Genomic DNA, 15,512 nt, shown 5'->3' with positions numbered 1-15,512 from the left:
CGAGTGCGCACTCGGCTCACACTCCGGCCCCCTGATCGGTAGGGTCGCTCGCGTGGATCTGGATGGCGTCGCCGCGCGGCTCGGGGTTCCCGTCGAAGAGATCGAGCGCGTGGACCGGCTCGCGGGCGACCGGCCGTCGGCTCCGCTGCCCGACCGCGACGACGTGCCGGAGCTCCTCGAGCGCCTGGCGGTGCGGCCGGATGACGCCGCCGGCATCCTGGCCGGCTGGCCCTCACCACAGTGGACCCCGGAGCTGACCTGGCTGCTCGACCGCTCGACCGCCCTGGTGCGGGCCGACCTCGGCGGTCACGAGTGGTTGCCGCCGGGTCCGGAGCTGCCGGGCTATTTCGCGTACGCCTACCTGGCCCTGATTCCCGTCGTGCGGCAGTACCACCGCGACCATGGCATCCCCGACACCGTGTCGTGGGCGACGCTGGCCGATCTGGGTCGCAACCTGGCGGTCGACCGCCGGATGCGCGGCGAGGGCTGGCCCGTCATGCAGAGCTGGCTGACCCTGCACGTGCGGGGCGGCCTCTATGAGCTGGGCCGCCTGCAGCACCAGCGCGGCGACGACGCGATCAGCCTGCACATCCCCGAGGCGGGCCCGTTGACCCCGGAAGCGGTCGACGCGTCGCTGGACGAGGCCCGCGCGTTCTTCCCGCGCCATTTCCCCGACGAGCACTACACCAGTTTCTCGTGCGGCTCCTGGCTGCTCGACCCGCAACTGCGCGAATACCTGCCCGAGGATTCCAACATCATCCGGTTCCAGCGGCGGTTCGAACTGGAGCCGTACGAGGCCCCGGAAGGTCTGGACGCCGACGTCGAGGTGCTGCGGTTCGGGTTCCGCTCGCTGAGCACGCCGCTCGACGAGTTGCCCCGGCGCACCGTTCTGCAACGCGCGATCGCCGATCACCTGCGGGCCGGCCGGCACTGGCAGTGGCGTACCGGGCGTTTCCCGTTCTGATTCTCCGGCTCCTTGGACCGTCGGCGCGCGACTGCCGTCCAGGCCGCCGGGTTGCGGATCGTCGCCGCCGACCCCTGCTCCAGCAGTTTCAGGTGCACCTGCTGGACGGCGTCGTCCAGGTCCGGCCACGGCACGCCACCATGCTGAGCACGGCCGGACGCGCCCGACGTCCCAGATCCGCGGCGGGCTGTTGTCCCGCGCTCTCCGAACCGGCTGCCTCATCGGCATTCCCTCCCGTTGTCCTTCGATGCTTCGACGCGGGAGGGGTTCGGATCGTTCAGTGCCTGGCTATCCCGTACGGGGTCTGTTTCAGTTGCCGCCGTTCGTCTCGGCTACTGCCTTCTCGTACGCGGTTTGGAGCTCGGCGAAGACCGACGGGGTGCCCGGCGGACGGGGCACGCCGAGGTGTTGCTCGCGCAGCTCGTCCATGAACCGCCCCCACAGCTCGGGGCCGCCCCGCTCGAGCAGCTCGGCCCGTACCGAAAGCTCGTGACTGGCCGGCATGTGCCGCCGCCCCCACGAGCCGAGCGCCGCCATGACCGGAACGAGCTGCACACCGGCCTCGGTCAGGCTGTAGCGGATCTTCTGCTTGTGGGAGGGATCGTCCGCCTGCCACAACAGCCCGTTGGCCACCAGCCGCCGCAGCCGATCGGCCAGGATGTTGGAGGCGATCCCCTCCTGCGAGCCGGCCAGCAGCTCACGGAAGTAGTGCCGGTCGCCGAACATGACGTCGCGCAGCACGACCAGCGACCAGCGGTCGCCCATCACTTCGACCGCGAGATTGATCGGGCAGCCCGACCGGTGTTCATTGCCCTTGTCCATCGGGACTGATGGTACTTCGCAACCGGTGGTGCTACCTTCACCGTGCCCGGTTTCATTCCGCAACCAGTTCTGGACGGTCCCGATGAACCTCCTCCTCACCTCAGGCGGCGTGAAGAACAAAGCCATCCACGGGGCCTTGTTGGAGCTGCTGGACAAGCCGATCGCGGAGTCGGCGGCCCTCTGCATCCCCACCGCCGGCTACGCCCACCGCGGCGGCATGGGCCGGGCCTGGAACTTCATCGCCGGCCGGGAAACCGAATGCCCCATGACCGAACTGGGCTGGAAATCGGTCGGGGTCCTGGAGCTGACCGCCCTGCCCACCCTGGACCACGACCAGTGGACCGCCGAGGTCCGCGAGGCCGACGTCATCCTGGTGAACGGCGGCGACCCGCTGTACCTGCACTACTGGATCCGCGAGTCCGGCCTGGCCGACCTGCTGCCCACCCTGACCGACACGCTGTGGGTCGGCCTGAGCGCCGGCAGCATGGTGATGACCCCAAGAATCGGCGACGACTTCGCAGGCTGGCGCCCACCCACCGGCGGCGACGACAGCACGCTGGGCATCGTCGACTTCTCGATCTTCCCCCACCTCGACCACCCCGACCTGCCCGAAAACCACATGGGCGCAGCCGAGAAGTGGGCCGCCGGCCTCCCCAACCCGTCCTACGCCATCGACGACAACACAGCCCTCAAGGTCTCCAGTGCCGGCGTCGAGGTCGTCTCCGAAGGCCACTGGAAGCACTTCGACCAGCCCGAAGCGTCCTAGCTTCAGTCAGCGGGACCCACGACGCGACCGAACTGGGCGAGTGATCCGGTCCGATCGATCTCGTCGAGAGCGTCGGCGGCGAAGCTGGACATGGCGGGCGCCTCGGCCCGGTCACGCCAGCCGGCCATGCGGACCGACTTCCACTCCAGGTTGACCGCGCCTTTCTCGGTGTGGAAGCCGCCGCCCCGCTCGAACAGCTGGATCAGGGGTTCGAACGGATCCTCCAGGTCGTCGGGAAGGTCGGCGCTCGAGGCGGCACCGCCGCGCGATGTCCTCGGCCGCCCGCTCACGACCCCAAGCTAACAATCGACGGCCATAGATCACGACCCTGGACGCGCGCCTGACGAACGGCCGTCGGAGCCGCTGACAGCAATGAGCATCTGCTCACGCATTTGCTGCCGCCGGGGCCACGCGGTCGTCGTTGTCCCAGGTGGGGTCAACGGCACGAGCCTTGGCCTTCACATCACACCAGTCCGATGCCTCGGTCATGACTCCTCCTCAGGGCGACTACGCCGTCGTCAGCACTGAATGGAGCACGCCGCGCCGGCCGAGCATTCTCTCCGCCACTCGGGTCAGTCGGGGCGACGCTCGCTGCCGGCGTCGTTCAGGCCGTCGACGAGCATCTGCGCCTCGTCTGTCGTGATGTCCATCGTCGCGCTGAGCAACTCGACTGCCTGTTCGCGCTGCCCGGCGTCCACCATGGCCGCGATCCGGAGCCAGGCGAATGCGTCGGCCATTGCGTCATTCTTTCCGTCGGCTGCCAAGGGCCACCCGTCCGGCGGAGCTGTGGCGTCCTGAGCCGACCGCTCTCCCGCGGTGGCATCCAGAAAGCCAGCATCCAGCGCCGCACCGGGGGCCGGCTCGTCAGTGGCTCCTTGAGCAGGGACGGGAGCACGGGAGGCAGCTTCATCAATGCGGGCGCCGGCGATCCGGGTGGCTGCGTCCCGCTGACGGGTGTCGGCGCCCGGGCCCGCAGCGGCGGAGGCACGCGCCTCCATCTCCCGCACCTGAGTGCCCAGCAGGTCTTCGCGGCCACTGCGCCGGCGCAGGATCATCGTGATCACCGCTATGAGCGAGACCGCGACGAAGAAGCCCACCACCAGTTCCAGCAGGCTCGCGTCAGTGCCACCGGGACTCATGAGTTCAGGCAACCGGCCGGGACGAGACCACGATCAGCGGCCGTCATCAAGAGACCCGACATGCATCGACAATAACTAACAGCATCGTCGCCCGACGCGTCATCGGACGTAGGCGCGGCGGAGACCACACCGTCCCGTCGCGAGCGAGACGGACAAGTGAGCGCGATATCGGCCGGACTGGACCTCAATCGCCGGGGCACGGCGGTCAGACTCGGCGCACGACCAGTCCTGGCTTGACCTCGGCCGCAGCTCCCAGATCGGTGATGTCACCCGGGTCACTGGTAAATACGATGGCACCGTGGACCAGAGCGATGGTGACCACCGTGGCGTCGACCACGTCGCGGGTGCCTGCCTTGCCGCACAGGACGCCGGCCGCCTTCGCTGACTCCAGCCCCACCGGGACGATCTCGCAGCTGTGCAGGAACCGGCCCAGCTGAACCTGCCGCCGGCCATCGCGCCAGGCCTGAGCCACGACGACGGAAGGGACGAGCAGCCTTCGCCCTTCCTCGACGGCCAGGTGATGAATGGCCCACATGCGACGGTCGTTGCTGTCGATAGCCAGCAGCACACCCGCGTCGTAGACGTACGGAATGCTCACGCCGCCGCCGACGGAGAAACCCCGAACGCCTCAGCATCCGCGGTAGCCATCTCCGCCCTTGCCGCCGCGAGTTCCTCGGCCGTGAAGGCACCATGCTCCGCCTGCCAGTCGGCCACCAGATGCCGCCCGGCCCGACGGCGAAGCTCACTCTCGGCCGCGCTGGCCACAAGCCGCGACAACGGGACTCCCTCATCCCGGGCCGCGGAGCCGAGAGCTTCGACCAGCTCTTCGGGAAGCGTTATCGTGATCTTCTTGGCTGCCATACAAGGACCATACACCGATATGGCGCTACGCGGAGACGCGCGCCAACCACCCGCAAACAAGAGCGCAACCAGCGCCGACCGGCAGCGGACCACTCGGCGCCACCACCGTAACGTGGGGTCCGGGGGTCGCCCCTAGGTTAGTTGAGTCGGACGGGCGGGACTCGAAACCCGCGACCGAGGGATTACGAGAGCGCCCTTCCGGATGGCCTACAACCTCTACCTGCTGCTCTGCTGACGGAGCGGCCGTCTGCGACCGCATTGTCCTCACCGAGCAGCTCGCCAATACGGTGCGCGCGGTTCGCGATACTCCTCAGCGCCGGGGTCGGTCAGTGTGCCGAAGTAGCCGAAGATCACCGCGCGCATGGCCCGCACACGGACACGCCGGAGACCCCCGTGGTGCGAGGGCCTCCGGCGAGGCGGTTCCGTGCGGTGGATCAGGATCCGCGAGGGATCCGGGCGCCGTTGTCCACGGCGCCGCATTCCCGCGGCTTTAACCCGCCGGCGTTTCGTTAAGACCCAAACCGCGCAGGACGTCATCGCGGTTCGCGTCTCCGCGCAACGCGGTCAACGAATTCAAGCGGCCCAGCAAAGTCGTCGAAGATGCAGGGCACTTCAAGTCCTGAATCGCCGACAAGGTCTTTTCAAAACGCTGAATGCGGCTTTCCAGGTCCGTTCCACTCGGCAGGTTCGCATTCTTGAGCGCCACCTGCGCGTTCACCTGAGCCTGAGTGGGCGGGCAACGACCAGGGACATTCACCCCGGTGGGGCCCACGCGGTCGGCCGTCGCGTTCGGATCGCCCGGGCTGAAACCCAGCGCCGGCACCAAAGCGTCAATGCTGCCGGAGCCGGCTCCGGCGTTCCCCGTCGCTCCACCCGCGGCCGCGTCACCGGGTCCCGGGGCGGCGGCTCTATCTGCCGGCGTCTCGTTCAGACCCAGACCACGCAGGGCGTCATCGCGGTTCGCGTTCCCGCGCAGCGCGGTCAACGATTTCAAGCGGCCCAGCAACGTCGTGGAAGATGCAGGGCACTTCAAGTCCTGAATCGCCGACAAGGTCTTTTCAAAACGCTGAATGCGGCTTTCCAGGTCCGTTCCACTCGGCAGGTTCGCATTCTTGAGCGCCACCTGCGCGTTCACCTGAGCCTGAGTGGGCGGGCAACGACCAGGGACATTCACCCCGGTGGGGCCCACGCGGTCGGCCGTCGCGTTCGGATCGCCCGGGCTGAAACCCAGCGCCGGCACCAAAGCGTCAACGTTCCCGGAGCCGGCTCGGACGTTGCCCTGTTCGGCGGCCTGGCCCATCCCCGTGCCGACCGCGAGCGCCGAGCCGAGCAGCGCTGCGGCGGCGCCTCCAATCACCAGCTTGCGCGTCCGGCTGCTGATTCCGCGTCGATAGCTGCTGACTCCGCGTCGATACATGCACGGCTCCTCTTCGTCTCCGGTACTGCTTGTGCCGAGATCTCGGTACTGCTTGTGCCGAGGTCTCCGGTACTGCCTGTGCCGAGATATACGAGCAGCGATGTGCACCAGTTCATGACGCTGAGCAAGCGTTCCTTAAAGTTCCTTAAATGCGACCCCCGGGGCGTGCAGCCGCCAGCTACAGGCAAAATCGAGCGCGCGAGGCCTTGCGGGCCGGAGGACGCAAGCCCGACGGAAGCGTGACCAACTCCCCCCGCGCGCCCACCGTAACGTGGGGTCTGGGGGTCGCCCCCAGGCAAATACAGTGGGGCGGGCGGGACTCGAACCCGCGACCGAGGGATTATGAGTCCCCTGCTCTAACCCACTGAGCTACCGCCCCTTACCGGCGGCGATACTAACCCGTGCCGCACAGCCACAGCCAGCGATCTCCTGCGCGGACGCTGGGTGACGCCGACGAATCAGGCGTTTACCCGGGTTCCCAGCCAGGAAAGAACGGCCCCGGCCGTGCGCCAACCGCCCGCCAGCGCGCCCTGGATGGACGGGCTGTCGCGGTGGTCGCCGGCTATGAACAGGCCCTCGCCCAGGTCGACCGGCTTGCGCAGGGACGACTGGGGGACCCGGGCCGCCGGTAGCGCCTCGGGGATGCTCACGACTTCCAGCAGGTCCCAGTCGTCGGTGGGTACGCCGTAGAGGCGGGAGAGCTCGACCCGGATCACCGTCTCGGACGCGGGAGAGGGGGCCGAAACCCCGACCACGGAGGCCGCGATCAGGGATTTGCCGCTGGGTGCGTACTCCGGCGCGGCGTTCGAGACGACCACCGTGTTGGCGATGATCTCGCGGCGGTCGCCGTCGAGGATCAGGGTGGGCTCGTCGATGGGGGCCCGGTCGGCGCCGAAATAGAACGTGGTCAGGCCGTGCATGTCGGGGCGTGGGAGCTGGGGCAGCAGCTCGGCCGCGGCGGACGGGTCGGTGGCCACGATGACCGCCCGGCAGCGGATCTCGCCCCCCTCGGTCACCACCATGCCGGGTTCGACCTCGAGCGTACGGGCGCCGATCAGCAGTTGGGGATAGGGCAGCGGACCGGCGATCGCGGCGGGCAGGGCCGCCATGCCGGCCGCCGGAACGCCCATGCGGCCGCGGGCGAACGAGCGCAGGATCATCGCGAACACGTGGCTGGACGTGTCGAGGGAGCGGTCGGCGAAGACCCCGGAGAGGAACGGCCGCAGCACCTCTTCGATCATCCGGTGGGACAGGCCGGCCTTGCGCAGCATCTCCTGCGTGGTCGTCTCGCGGGCCTCGAGCAGCTTCCCGGCGGGCAGCGTGGCGCATTTGGTCGCCAGCGCCGCGAACTTCAGGCGGTCGCTGAGCGTTCCGACGCCGGAGGTCAGGGTCTGGGCCGCCGCCATCGGCTCGCGCACCGGGTTCTCGAGGCGATGGAGTTCCCCGCCGCGGCGTACGAGCACGCCGGGGGTGAAAAAGCGCAGGTCGAGGGCGTCGACATCGACGAGGGCGGGCAGTCGCGGATAGGACGTGTTGATGATCTGGAAGCCGCGGTCGAAGTGCCATCCGTCGACGACGTCGGTGGTGACGCGGCCCCCGATGCGGTCGGAAGCCTCGACCAGCAGCCACTCCACGCCGGCCCGGTCGAGCCTGCGAGCAGCGGAAAGGCCGGCGAGACCGCCGCCGACGATGACGACGTCCACCTCCACGGGCTGCGACACGGGCACCTCACAAGGGGACGAAACAGGCAGACCTCAGACTAACGGCGGTGGGTGGCCGCGGCAGGAGTTTCCCCTCGGTGCGGCCACCCAAAACCCGGTCGTCAGGGCAGATAGTCGACCTCGGGGAACGCACGGTTCGGCCCGTCGAGCAGGCGTTGCTCCCGCCCGCGCAGGTGCTCGTCGAAGAACGCGACCGGGTAGGCGCGGTCGATGCGCACGGCGCGGGCCGGGTCGAGCGTCCCGATCCACGAGCGCAGTTCGTCGTCGCTCATTCCGACCAGCCGGGCCACCTGGGGCATCAGCACCTGCAGATCACCGTACGAGGAATGCACCGCGCCCCTGGCCTGCACGTTGAGGCGCCATCCGCGCAGCTGGGTCCAGAACTGGGCCACGGCCGGCTCGGTGGCCCGCGGGAACTCGGCGGTCATCATCATGAACGGCCGGTCGATCGACCCGGTCATCAGCGGCTGCATGGGCGCGTCGATGGCCAGGCCGGCCCGGACCCGCCGGTCGGTGAGCATGACCCGGGCCGTGGCGGTGCCGCCCTTGGACCAGCCCACCATGCCGATCCGGTGGGTGTCGGGCGCCCAGGCCAGCCCGTCCGGCAGGCGCTTTCCGTCGACGTCGGGATTGCGTCCGGCGGCCAGGTCACCGATGCGGTCGAGCACGAACCGCGCGTCCTGGGCGTAGTCCTCGGGCGTGAACGACCCCTCGGTCGGTGTGACGACCCGGCCGCTGGGCAACTGGCTGTAGGCGTCGCCGAGGTGGTCGATGGTCACGACCAGGTACCCGCGGGAGGCCAGTTCCTGGATCATCGTCGAGTTCTCGTCGCGGTGACCTCCGGAGCCGTGGGAGAAGACCACAACCGGCAATTTCCCCGTACGCCGGACCGTCGCCCCGATGTGCCCGGAGGTCCGGGGCGTGGTCACGAGGTCGGGGGCGTACCCGGCGTCGCTCAGGTATTCGCGCAGCACCGCCGGCTCCATCCACGGCGCCCGCGGGTGGTGCGCAGTGTCGCGGGCCGGGTACCAGACGCCGATCATGAGTTCACGGTGCCCGGCCTGGCCCGTGAAGGGGTCGGGCCGCGACCGGTCGAGCAGATGCAGAGCGACCGTGCCGATCTGGTGCGGCCCGGTCGGGCCAGGCAGCGAGAGCCGTGGCGGCGCGGCGACGGCGGGCAGCGAGGGCGCGACAAGCGTGGCCAGCGCGCTCGCCATCAGGGCGCGACGGCTGATCGAGAGTACGGACATGGGACCTCCCCGTGAGAACCGGCTGAGTATTCTCTCAGCGTATACTCTGAGCGTATAGCGGCCAAGAAAAATGTCGCCCGGCGCTGCTCCCGAAAGCAGCACCGGGCGACGTACCGGGGATCAGCAGGACAGGTTGGCTCCCGGATCCACGCCGAGGATCTGCGTGAACCGCTGGTAGGCGTCGATCCGGCTCTGCACCTGGGCCGGGTTGCCGCCGTTGCACTCCAGCGACCCGTTGATGCTGCGGATCGTCTCACCGAAGCCGGCGCCGTTGACCATTGCGGCGTGCGGCGTCATCGAGCCCGGGCCGGTCTGGGTCATCCAGTACCAGAGCCCGGTCTGCCAGGCCACCGACGAGTCGTTCTTGACCAGGTCGGGGTTGTTCAGCAGGTCGATGCCGAGCGCGTCACCGGCCGCCTTGTAGTTGAAGTTCCAGCTCAGCTGGATCGGCCCGCGCCCGTGATAGGCGTCCTGACCGGCCGGGCACCCGTACGGCTGACTGGCGTCACAGTAGAGCGGCCAGTTCGCCTGGTTCAGCTCCTCGACGTAGACCAGCCCGCCCGACTCGTGGTTGATGTTGGCCAGGAACGCGGCGGCTTCCCGTTTCTGCACGTCCTCGCCGCCCGTGCCGGTGAACTCACCGAACTTGTTCATGGCGTCGAGCAGACCGGAGTACGAGTAGAAGTCGATCCGGTTCGGGAACATCTGCTGGAACTGGGCCTCGGACACGGGCAGGGTCGCCGCCGAGGCGCCCGTGCTCGGGAGCAGGGCCGCGATGCCGGCGGTGACGGCGACGGCCAGGGCGCCGGCCGCGGCCAGAAGACGATTACGCTTCACGATCACGCTCCGATGTTCAGGTCGACGCAGGCGTAGAACGCCATGGCGGTGTCCGCCACGTTCCAGCGGGCCAGCACGGTCTGCGGTCCGGTGAAGCCCTGCATGTTGACGGTGTGGGTCTTGGTGGCGCCCGGCTGCGCGCCGCCGTCGTCGAACGACGCGAGCAGCGTGTCGCCGATGAAGTACTCCCACGTCGTGGTCGAGTGCCGGGCCGTGAGCACCCAGTCGAACGTCACCGACTGACCGGCCGTGGCCCGGGGCCAGGCCTTGCTGTTGTCGTTGAGCGCGGCGAACCGGGAACCGCCGCCGTTGCACTCCTTCGAGCCCTTGGCGGCCTCGACGCTCTGCGGTTCGTACTGGACGTCGCCGCAGTCGGCGACCGCGCCGCTGGCGCAGTTGGCCTGGCGGCTGGGCGGGGACGAGATGTAGCCGTGGGCCGAGGCGGGGGAAACGCCGACGGTGAGCGCGGCCACGGTGGCGCCGACGGTCAGCGCCGGAAGTGCGAATTTGCGGTGCATGGGGAGAAACTCCTTCGCTCTGAAGGCCCCGGGCTCCTGGGAACCCGGGGCGGGGGCTCAGTTGAAGGGCGAGAGGGTGATGCCGATCGACGTCGGGTCGCCGCTGTGCACCAGCGACTCCTGGTTCGCGACGTCGTCGAAGGCGAACGCGTACGCCTTGCCGTCGGCCATGTTCTCGTGGATCAGCTTGCCGTACAGGTTGGCCGGGGTGTTCTGATAGAACGTGCCCGGGTCGGTGCTGGGCTCGACGTCCTGCGTGCCGAGGGTGCCGCGGAACAGCGCCGCGCACAGGCTGCGCGCGATCGGCCCGACGACCAGGTCGTTCGGTGCGCCCAGGTTCCCGTCGCAACCCCACACGTTGGACGAGGTCGGCTTGGTGAAGCTGGCGACCTGCGCCCCGGTGGAGTCGGTGAAGTTCATGACGTCACCGCTCGTACGGCCGGTGAAGACCTTGTCGGGCTGCTCGGCGAACGGCTTGACCGTGAGGTCCTTGCTCGCGTAGGCGGCCCACGCCTGGTCGATGTAGCCGCCCAGGTAGTCGGGGTTGAAGCCGCCGGCGTCGGCGCCCTTGCCCGGCGAGAGCACCCGCAGCACGGTCCCGTCGCCACGGGTCTGCACCAGCTTGGCGAACTCGGGGTCGGACTTCATCCCGTCGATGACGGCCTGGTGGCCGCCCGGCTTGAGCTCACCGGTCTTGAGATTCTGCCCGTCCGAGCCGGTCACATCGACCGAGTGCGGCACGGCGAACATGTCGACCTGGGAGCTGTTCAGCCACACGCCGGAGTCGTTGTAGGTGAACTCGCTCCAGTCGAACAGGACGTCGCGGCTGGGGTCGCCGCCGGCCCACGGCGCGGGCTGCACGAGGCCGCCGGTCTCCGAGATGCGGAAGTCGAGCTTGTCCCCGAACGACATGTACATGCGGCCGGACAGGCCCTTGGGAACCTGGAGGGTCTTGCTGGCGCCGTTGGCCGGCCCGGCGATCGACACGTCGGGCGCGGGCACCGGCGGGCTGCCGCCGGCCGGCCACGGGGTGAAGGTGCCGCCCTCGGTCACGTAGCCGAGCTTGCCGCCGGACTCACCGAGCACGTACAGGTTCACGCCCTCGCTACGTCCGGAGTCGTTGGTGACGGTCAGCGGAAGCAGATCCGGCCCGGCCGCGCTGGCGGTCGGAACGACCGCGGCGACTCCGGCGACGGCGACGGCCGCCACGCCGAGTCCGAGCAGGGTTTTGCGGTTCAGACGCATAGGCACTCCACGGTCCGGCCCCCGGGGTGGCGCGGGTCCGGTCGAGCCGGAAGGGATCCCGCACCGGCCGGCACGCTTCGGGGGCGGACACAGAAGGGGGATGCGTCCCGGCCGTCACGCTCCGTGCAACTTGAGCGCTCTCGAAACACCATTCCCCGGCCGCCGGAGCCTGTCAATCGACGATCGTCACGCCATAGCACACATCCCGGTTGGCGCAATTCGGGCCCGTTCTACCAGGTCAGAGCGATGCCTTGAACGATCGGGAAAGAATGTTGACGAAAGGGCAACAGCCCCCGAATCCCCTCGTCACGGACACCCCACCCACGGTGACGGCGTGACCGAGCCAACCACCGAAGATGCAACCGTGCACTGCCCCGGCAATGCGCCTCGGCAAAGAACTGGCCAGAACGCGTACGGCCCTCTCGCCCGTACGCACAAATCGCAAGCACCCCGAGCGCGGCCCCGCCCCGGCGACCGACGACGCCACGCGTCACCACCGCACCGTGGGGTCTGGGGGCTCGGCCCCCAGGTAATAGAAAGAGCGAGGCCCCCGTTCGCGCATTTGGCGAACAGGGGCCTCCGACTCGCTCCCCCGATTGGACTCGAACCAATAACCTGCCGGATAACCCGAATATCACTCATGTTGTTGCCTGACGCTATTCGATATACCGTTCCACCTGCAAAGACGTCGCGGAGACATCGACCATCGCTTGGTCTTGTTGCCCGTTGTTTGGCGTCATAAAGCGGGGGTTGGACGGGGGCAAGGATGGGGAGACCGCCGTTGCCGCTCGGAACGGCAGGCAAAATCAGGTTCGAGCAGAACACCGCGGGGTGGCGAGCCCGGTGCAGCTTCCGGGACTACGACGGAATCACACGACCGGTAGAACGTGCCGGCGCGACGAAGGGCGCAGCAGAGCGGGCTCTCAAGGAAGCCATCCGCGACCGCGGGAACTACAACCGCGACGCTGATCTCAACCCCGACACGCGGTTCAGCGTGGTCATCGAGGCCTGGTGGCAGACGTTCGCGACCCAGGAAGGCTCACTGGGTTCAAAGAACAATTACCGCCAGCAGGTCGACAACCACGTGCTCCCGTCTCTGGGCAACCTCCGGTGCCGCGAACTGACGGTCGGTATGGCCGAGCGCTTCCTGCGAAGGCTGGAGGAGAAGAACGGCAAGTCGATCACCAAGACGGTCCGCACGGCGCTGAGCAACATCTGCGGCTTCGCGGCGCGGATGGATGCCATGGAGCGTAACCCCGTCCGAGATACGTCCCCGATCAAGTTCAAGAGGAAGGATCCGAAGGGTCTCGACGTGGCGGGGCTCCGACAATTGCGGGCGTTCGCCACTTATCACGATCGGGCTGTCCGACGCGACGTCCCCTGGGTCATCGACTTCTTGGCGGCCACCGGCAAACGCGTCGGCGAGTGCCTGGCGGTGACTGAGGAGGACATTGACCTCGAGGAGGGCTCGGTCGCGGTTCGGGCCACCGTGGTTCGCTTGCCAGGCGTGGGGCTCACCATCAAGCGGGAGCCCAAGAGCGAGGCAGGGTTTCGCACCTTGAAGCTGCCAGCTTGGATCATGCCGCAGCTGACCGAGCGCGTCACAGATGCCGCTCACTCTTCAGCACGAGTCATCACCTTGGACGATCACACTGAGCTGGTCCTCCCCAAGAAGGTCTCCACCGCGGGTAGACGCAAAGGAGATCCGCCCGACTGGCTGCAAAAGCTCCTGAACAACGGCCAGGAGCGAACAGAGTCGATCGCCCTGCTCTTCCCGTCTTCCCTGGGAACCCTGCGCGACCCGTCGAACGTCGCCCATGACATCAAGGACGTCTTTGCCTTTGCCGGCCTGCCGGGCGACACGTCCCATCTCGTCAGAAAGAGCGTCGCGACACAGATGGACGATGCCGGCATTCCCGTGCGAAAAATTGCTGATCAACTGGGCCATTCGCGGACAAGCATGACTCAGGACGCATACCTCGACCGCAACAGGCGCAGCACCGTCGGAGCGTCAGTGCTGCAGTCGCTCGACTTCGGCGACGCCTGACGAGCCACCTGCCAACAGCCTAACCGCCACATCAGAACATTAGGCGCACCACACAAGCGCCCTTCCCTGGTTTCATCCTGTTCGCCGAAAGGACGGCACACGATGGCCCATCTCTCGACCAAGAAGTATTGCTGTCTCGCCTGCGGGAGCGCCGACCATCTCTACAAGGTCACTGCGGTGACATCTGAGACAGGCCGCAGGCTGACTGTCCGCGGAAGAGCATTCGGACAGTACGGCGTGTTCGCCCCAATCAGAGCACGCATTGATGCTGCCAAGCCGCTCTCAGCGGCGCTCGCTCCCCCACGTCATCCACGTTCGCCAAACGCACTGGCAGCGGGCGTGGGCGTAGCGTCATTCATCGCGGCCATGAATCTCTTCGCAGCCGTCGATTCACCAACTACGAGCAACCTGGTTCTACTGGTCGGTGCATCACTGTCGGCAGTCGCCGTCGGTCTACTGCTGCAACGACGCCGCCGATTCAACAGAGGCATGAAGGATATGGCCGACAGGGCCCTCCGACTGTGGCACTGCTGTTGGTATTGTCGACGCTGCGACGTCGTCTCATTGGCGGCGGGCTCCCTTGCGGTCCAGCTTCCACCGACTGATTTGGCGCGGTCACTCATCGGCATCACAAGAGAGCAGGTCTAGTCCGCCTCACCGTACGTGCGAAACGTCGGCCGCAGGCTCAGGCGTACGCTTACACCGCGGCGCGCGTCGAATGAATCCGGAACTACATCGGCGCCCGGTCTGCAAATCTACGACAATGCAGCTATGGTACTTGCTGCCGTTCAATGAAATCCCATACCGACTTGAACCCACAAGGAGCGAAGCCGCATGGCCCGGCAAGTCATTACAAAGCTGTTGGACGACCTTGATGGTGGCGAAGCCGACCAAACCGTCGAGTTCGCATTCGACGGAATCGACTACACGATCGACCTGTCAGAGAAGAACGCCGGCAAGCTACGAAAGGCGCTGGACCCGTTCCTGAAGGCAGGAACGAAGGTTCGCAGCAGCAGCGCAGACGACCGTCGGGGTCGCGGATCAAGAACAACGTCCGTCGCTGATCACCGAGAACGCAACCAGAAGATTCGCGAGTGGGCCAACAAGAACGGATTCGAACTCTCAGACCGAGGCCGAATCCCAACAACAATTGTAGACGCCTACCGCGCTGCCCAATGAGCACGACATAGGCTCTGCCGTTGCGGGCGCGCAAGCACACCCGCCGAAGAAACCCTGAGCGCTCAGGGGATGGCCAGCACGCCGCCGAGCCATCCGATCACTCAGGTTGGACACCAAGGTTCGGTGGATTGCCCGGGCATGCGCGGAGCAGCCGCTAGCCTCGGGAGCCGCCGTGGACGCCTCCGGATCATCCCCGCGTACGCGGGAACGGGTCCAAGCGCAACGTCTTCCTGCGCGGATACGGATCATCCCTGCGTGAGTGGGGAGCGGTTCAACAGGCCAACCTTGTTGGTGGCGTTGTTGGGATCATCCCCGCGCTCGCGGGGGAGCGGATGCCCGGCATCATCACCGACCAGATCGACCACGGATCATCCCGCGTGCGCCGGGAGCGGGTAGCCAGAGCTGCGGGCGACTCATCCTTGAACGGACCATCCCCGCGTGCGCGGGGAGCGGTCCGCCAGGGTGCCCGGGCCGGGTCAGGATTACCCCCGTGTGCGCGGGGAGCGGTTCTGCTGGTTCGTGATCTACTGGGTGGTCCGGGGACCAGTCCCCGTGCGTGGCGAGCGGGCCGGCGGCCAGAGCGGCGCGCTGACACTCGGCGGACCATCCCCGCGTGCGCGGGGATGGTCGACGTACTCAGATGTCGTGATTTTCCCTTTGGATCCCACCCCGCGTGCGCGGAGAGCGGGATAGCCAGGATTCGCTGGCGTGCGTGATCTGGGGCTCGTCCCCGCGTGCGCGGGGAG

Annotated in this window: 14 protein-coding genes, 1 tRNA gene, 1 pseudogene and 1 CRISPR repeat array (1 of these 17 running past the window's edge); of the genes and pseudogenes, 4 read left to right on the top strand and 12 right to left on the bottom strand. The window is 67.7% G+C overall.

Annotated elements, in window-relative coordinates; all coding sequences use genetic code 11:
• Positions 1–52 precede the first annotated feature (52 nt).
• Positions 53–964 carry an acyltransferase domain-containing protein gene (locus JIG36_RS46330; RefSeq protein WP_203383298.1) on the top strand — a complete coding sequence of 304 codons (912 nt, stop codon included), beginning with the start codon at positions 53–55 and terminating at the stop codon, positions 962–964.
• Between the two features lie 309 nt (positions 965–1,273).
• Here the strand turns inward: JIG36_RS46330 and JIG36_RS46325 are convergent, their stop codons facing one another.
• Positions 1,274–1,786, bottom strand: coding sequence for a winged helix-turn-helix transcriptional regulator (locus JIG36_RS46325; protein ID WP_203383297.1), 513 nt, complete (start codon positions 1,784–1,786; stop codon positions 1,274–1,276).
• Positions 1,787–1,868: 82 nt separating this feature from the next.
• On the opposite strand from JIG36_RS46325, the gene JIG36_RS46320 reads away from it, so the two are divergent.
• Positions 1,869–2,552 carry a Type 1 glutamine amidotransferase-like domain-containing protein gene (locus tag JIG36_RS46320; RefSeq protein WP_203383296.1) on the top strand — a complete coding sequence of 228 codons (684 nt, stop codon included), beginning with the start codon at positions 1,869–1,871 and terminating at the stop codon, positions 2,550–2,552.
• A 2-nt stretch (positions 2,553–2,554) separates the two neighbouring features.
• On the opposite strand, the gene JIG36_RS46315 is transcribed toward JIG36_RS46320, so the two are convergent.
• The 11 genes and pseudogenes from JIG36_RS46315 to JIG36_RS46265 all read right to left on the bottom strand — a co-directional run bounded on the left by JIG36_RS46315 (position 2,555) and on the right by JIG36_RS46265 (position 11,540).
• Positions 2,555–2,842: a hypothetical protein gene (locus JIG36_RS46315; RefSeq protein ID WP_203383295.1), complete on the bottom strand. Its 288-nt coding sequence runs from the start codon at positions 2,840–2,842 to the stop codon at positions 2,555–2,557.
• A gap of 282 nt (positions 2,843–3,124) precedes the next feature.
• The gene (locus JIG36_RS46310) at positions 3,125–3,691 is read right to left on the bottom strand and encodes a hypothetical protein (RefSeq protein WP_203383294.1); all 567 of its coding nucleotides are present in this window, start codon (positions 3,689–3,691) and stop codon (positions 3,125–3,127) included.
• Between the two features lie 205 nt (positions 3,692–3,896).
• A complete protein-coding gene (locus JIG36_RS46305; RefSeq protein WP_203383293.1) occupies positions 3,897–4,289 on the bottom strand; it encodes a type II toxin-antitoxin system VapC family toxin in 393 nt (130 codons plus the stop codon).
• Complete coding sequence (locus JIG36_RS46300; protein ID WP_203383292.1) at positions 4,286–4,552, bottom strand: ribbon-helix-helix domain-containing protein; 267 nt, start codon at positions 4,550–4,552, stop codon at positions 4,286–4,288. The genes JIG36_RS46305 and JIG36_RS46300 overlap by 4 nt, the downstream gene beginning before the upstream one ends.
• 490 nt (positions 4,553–5,042) lie before the next feature.
• A complete protein-coding gene (locus JIG36_RS46295) occupies positions 5,043–5,969 on the bottom strand; it encodes a hypothetical protein (RefSeq protein ID WP_203383291.1) in 927 nt (308 codons plus the stop codon).
• Positions 5,970–6,274: 305 nt separating this feature from the next.
• Positions 6,275–6,348: transfer RNA gene (locus JIG36_RS46290), tRNA-Ile, on the bottom strand.
• A gap of 79 nt (positions 6,349–6,427) precedes the next feature.
• Positions 6,428–7,690 carry an NAD(P)/FAD-dependent oxidoreductase gene (locus JIG36_RS46285; protein ID WP_203383290.1) on the bottom strand — a complete coding sequence of 421 codons (1,263 nt, stop codon included), beginning with the start codon at positions 7,688–7,690 and terminating at the stop codon, positions 6,428–6,430.
• Positions 7,691–7,791: 101 nt separating this feature from the next.
• Entirely contained in the window at positions 7,792–8,940 is a 1,149-nt protein-coding gene (locus JIG36_RS46280) for an alpha/beta hydrolase family protein (RefSeq protein ID WP_203383289.1), read from the bottom strand.
• A 120-nt stretch (positions 8,941–9,060) separates the two neighbouring features.
• The gene (locus tag JIG36_RS46275; RefSeq protein WP_438870807.1) at positions 9,061–9,783 is read right to left on the bottom strand and encodes a chitinase; all 723 of its coding nucleotides are present in this window, start codon (positions 9,781–9,783) and stop codon (positions 9,061–9,063) included.
• 5 nt (positions 9,784–9,788) lie between these two features.
• A pseudogene (locus tag JIG36_RS46270) lies at positions 9,789–10,295 on the bottom strand (lytic polysaccharide monooxygenase auxiliary activity family 9 protein); the annotation flags it as partial.
• Positions 10,296–10,352: 57 nt separating this feature from the next.
• Entirely contained in the window at positions 10,353–11,540 is a 1,188-nt protein-coding gene (locus JIG36_RS46265) for a beta-1,3-glucanase family protein (protein WP_203383287.1), read from the bottom strand.
• 781 nt (positions 11,541–12,321) lie between these two features.
• On the opposite strand from JIG36_RS46265, the gene JIG36_RS46260 reads away from it, so the two are divergent.
• Together JIG36_RS46260 and JIG36_RS46255 are read left to right on the top strand one after the other, a co-directional pair.
• Positions 12,322–13,587 (top strand): site-specific integrase, encoded by a 1,266-nt coding sequence (locus tag JIG36_RS46260; RefSeq protein WP_203383286.1) that lies wholly within the window; start codon positions 12,322–12,324, stop codon positions 13,585–13,587.
• An 834-nt stretch (positions 13,588–14,421) separates the two neighbouring features.
• Entirely contained in the window at positions 14,422–14,766 is a 345-nt protein-coding gene (locus JIG36_RS46255; RefSeq protein ID WP_203383285.1) for a histone-like nucleoid-structuring protein Lsr2, read from the top strand.
• Positions 14,767–15,487: 721 nt separating this feature from the next.
• A CRISPR array of direct repeats spans positions 15,488–15,512; the repeat unit is 28 nt; it runs 1,103 nt beyond the window's last position.

It is taken from the genome of Paractinoplanes ovalisporus (assembly GCF_016834655.1).
Taxonomy (GTDB): Bacteria; Actinomycetota; Actinomycetes; order Mycobacteriales; family Micromonosporaceae; genus Actinoplanes; species Actinoplanes ovalisporus.
The sequence above is the reverse complement of the archived record's forward strand: the minus strand, read 5'-3'. Positions and strand labels throughout refer to the sequence as shown.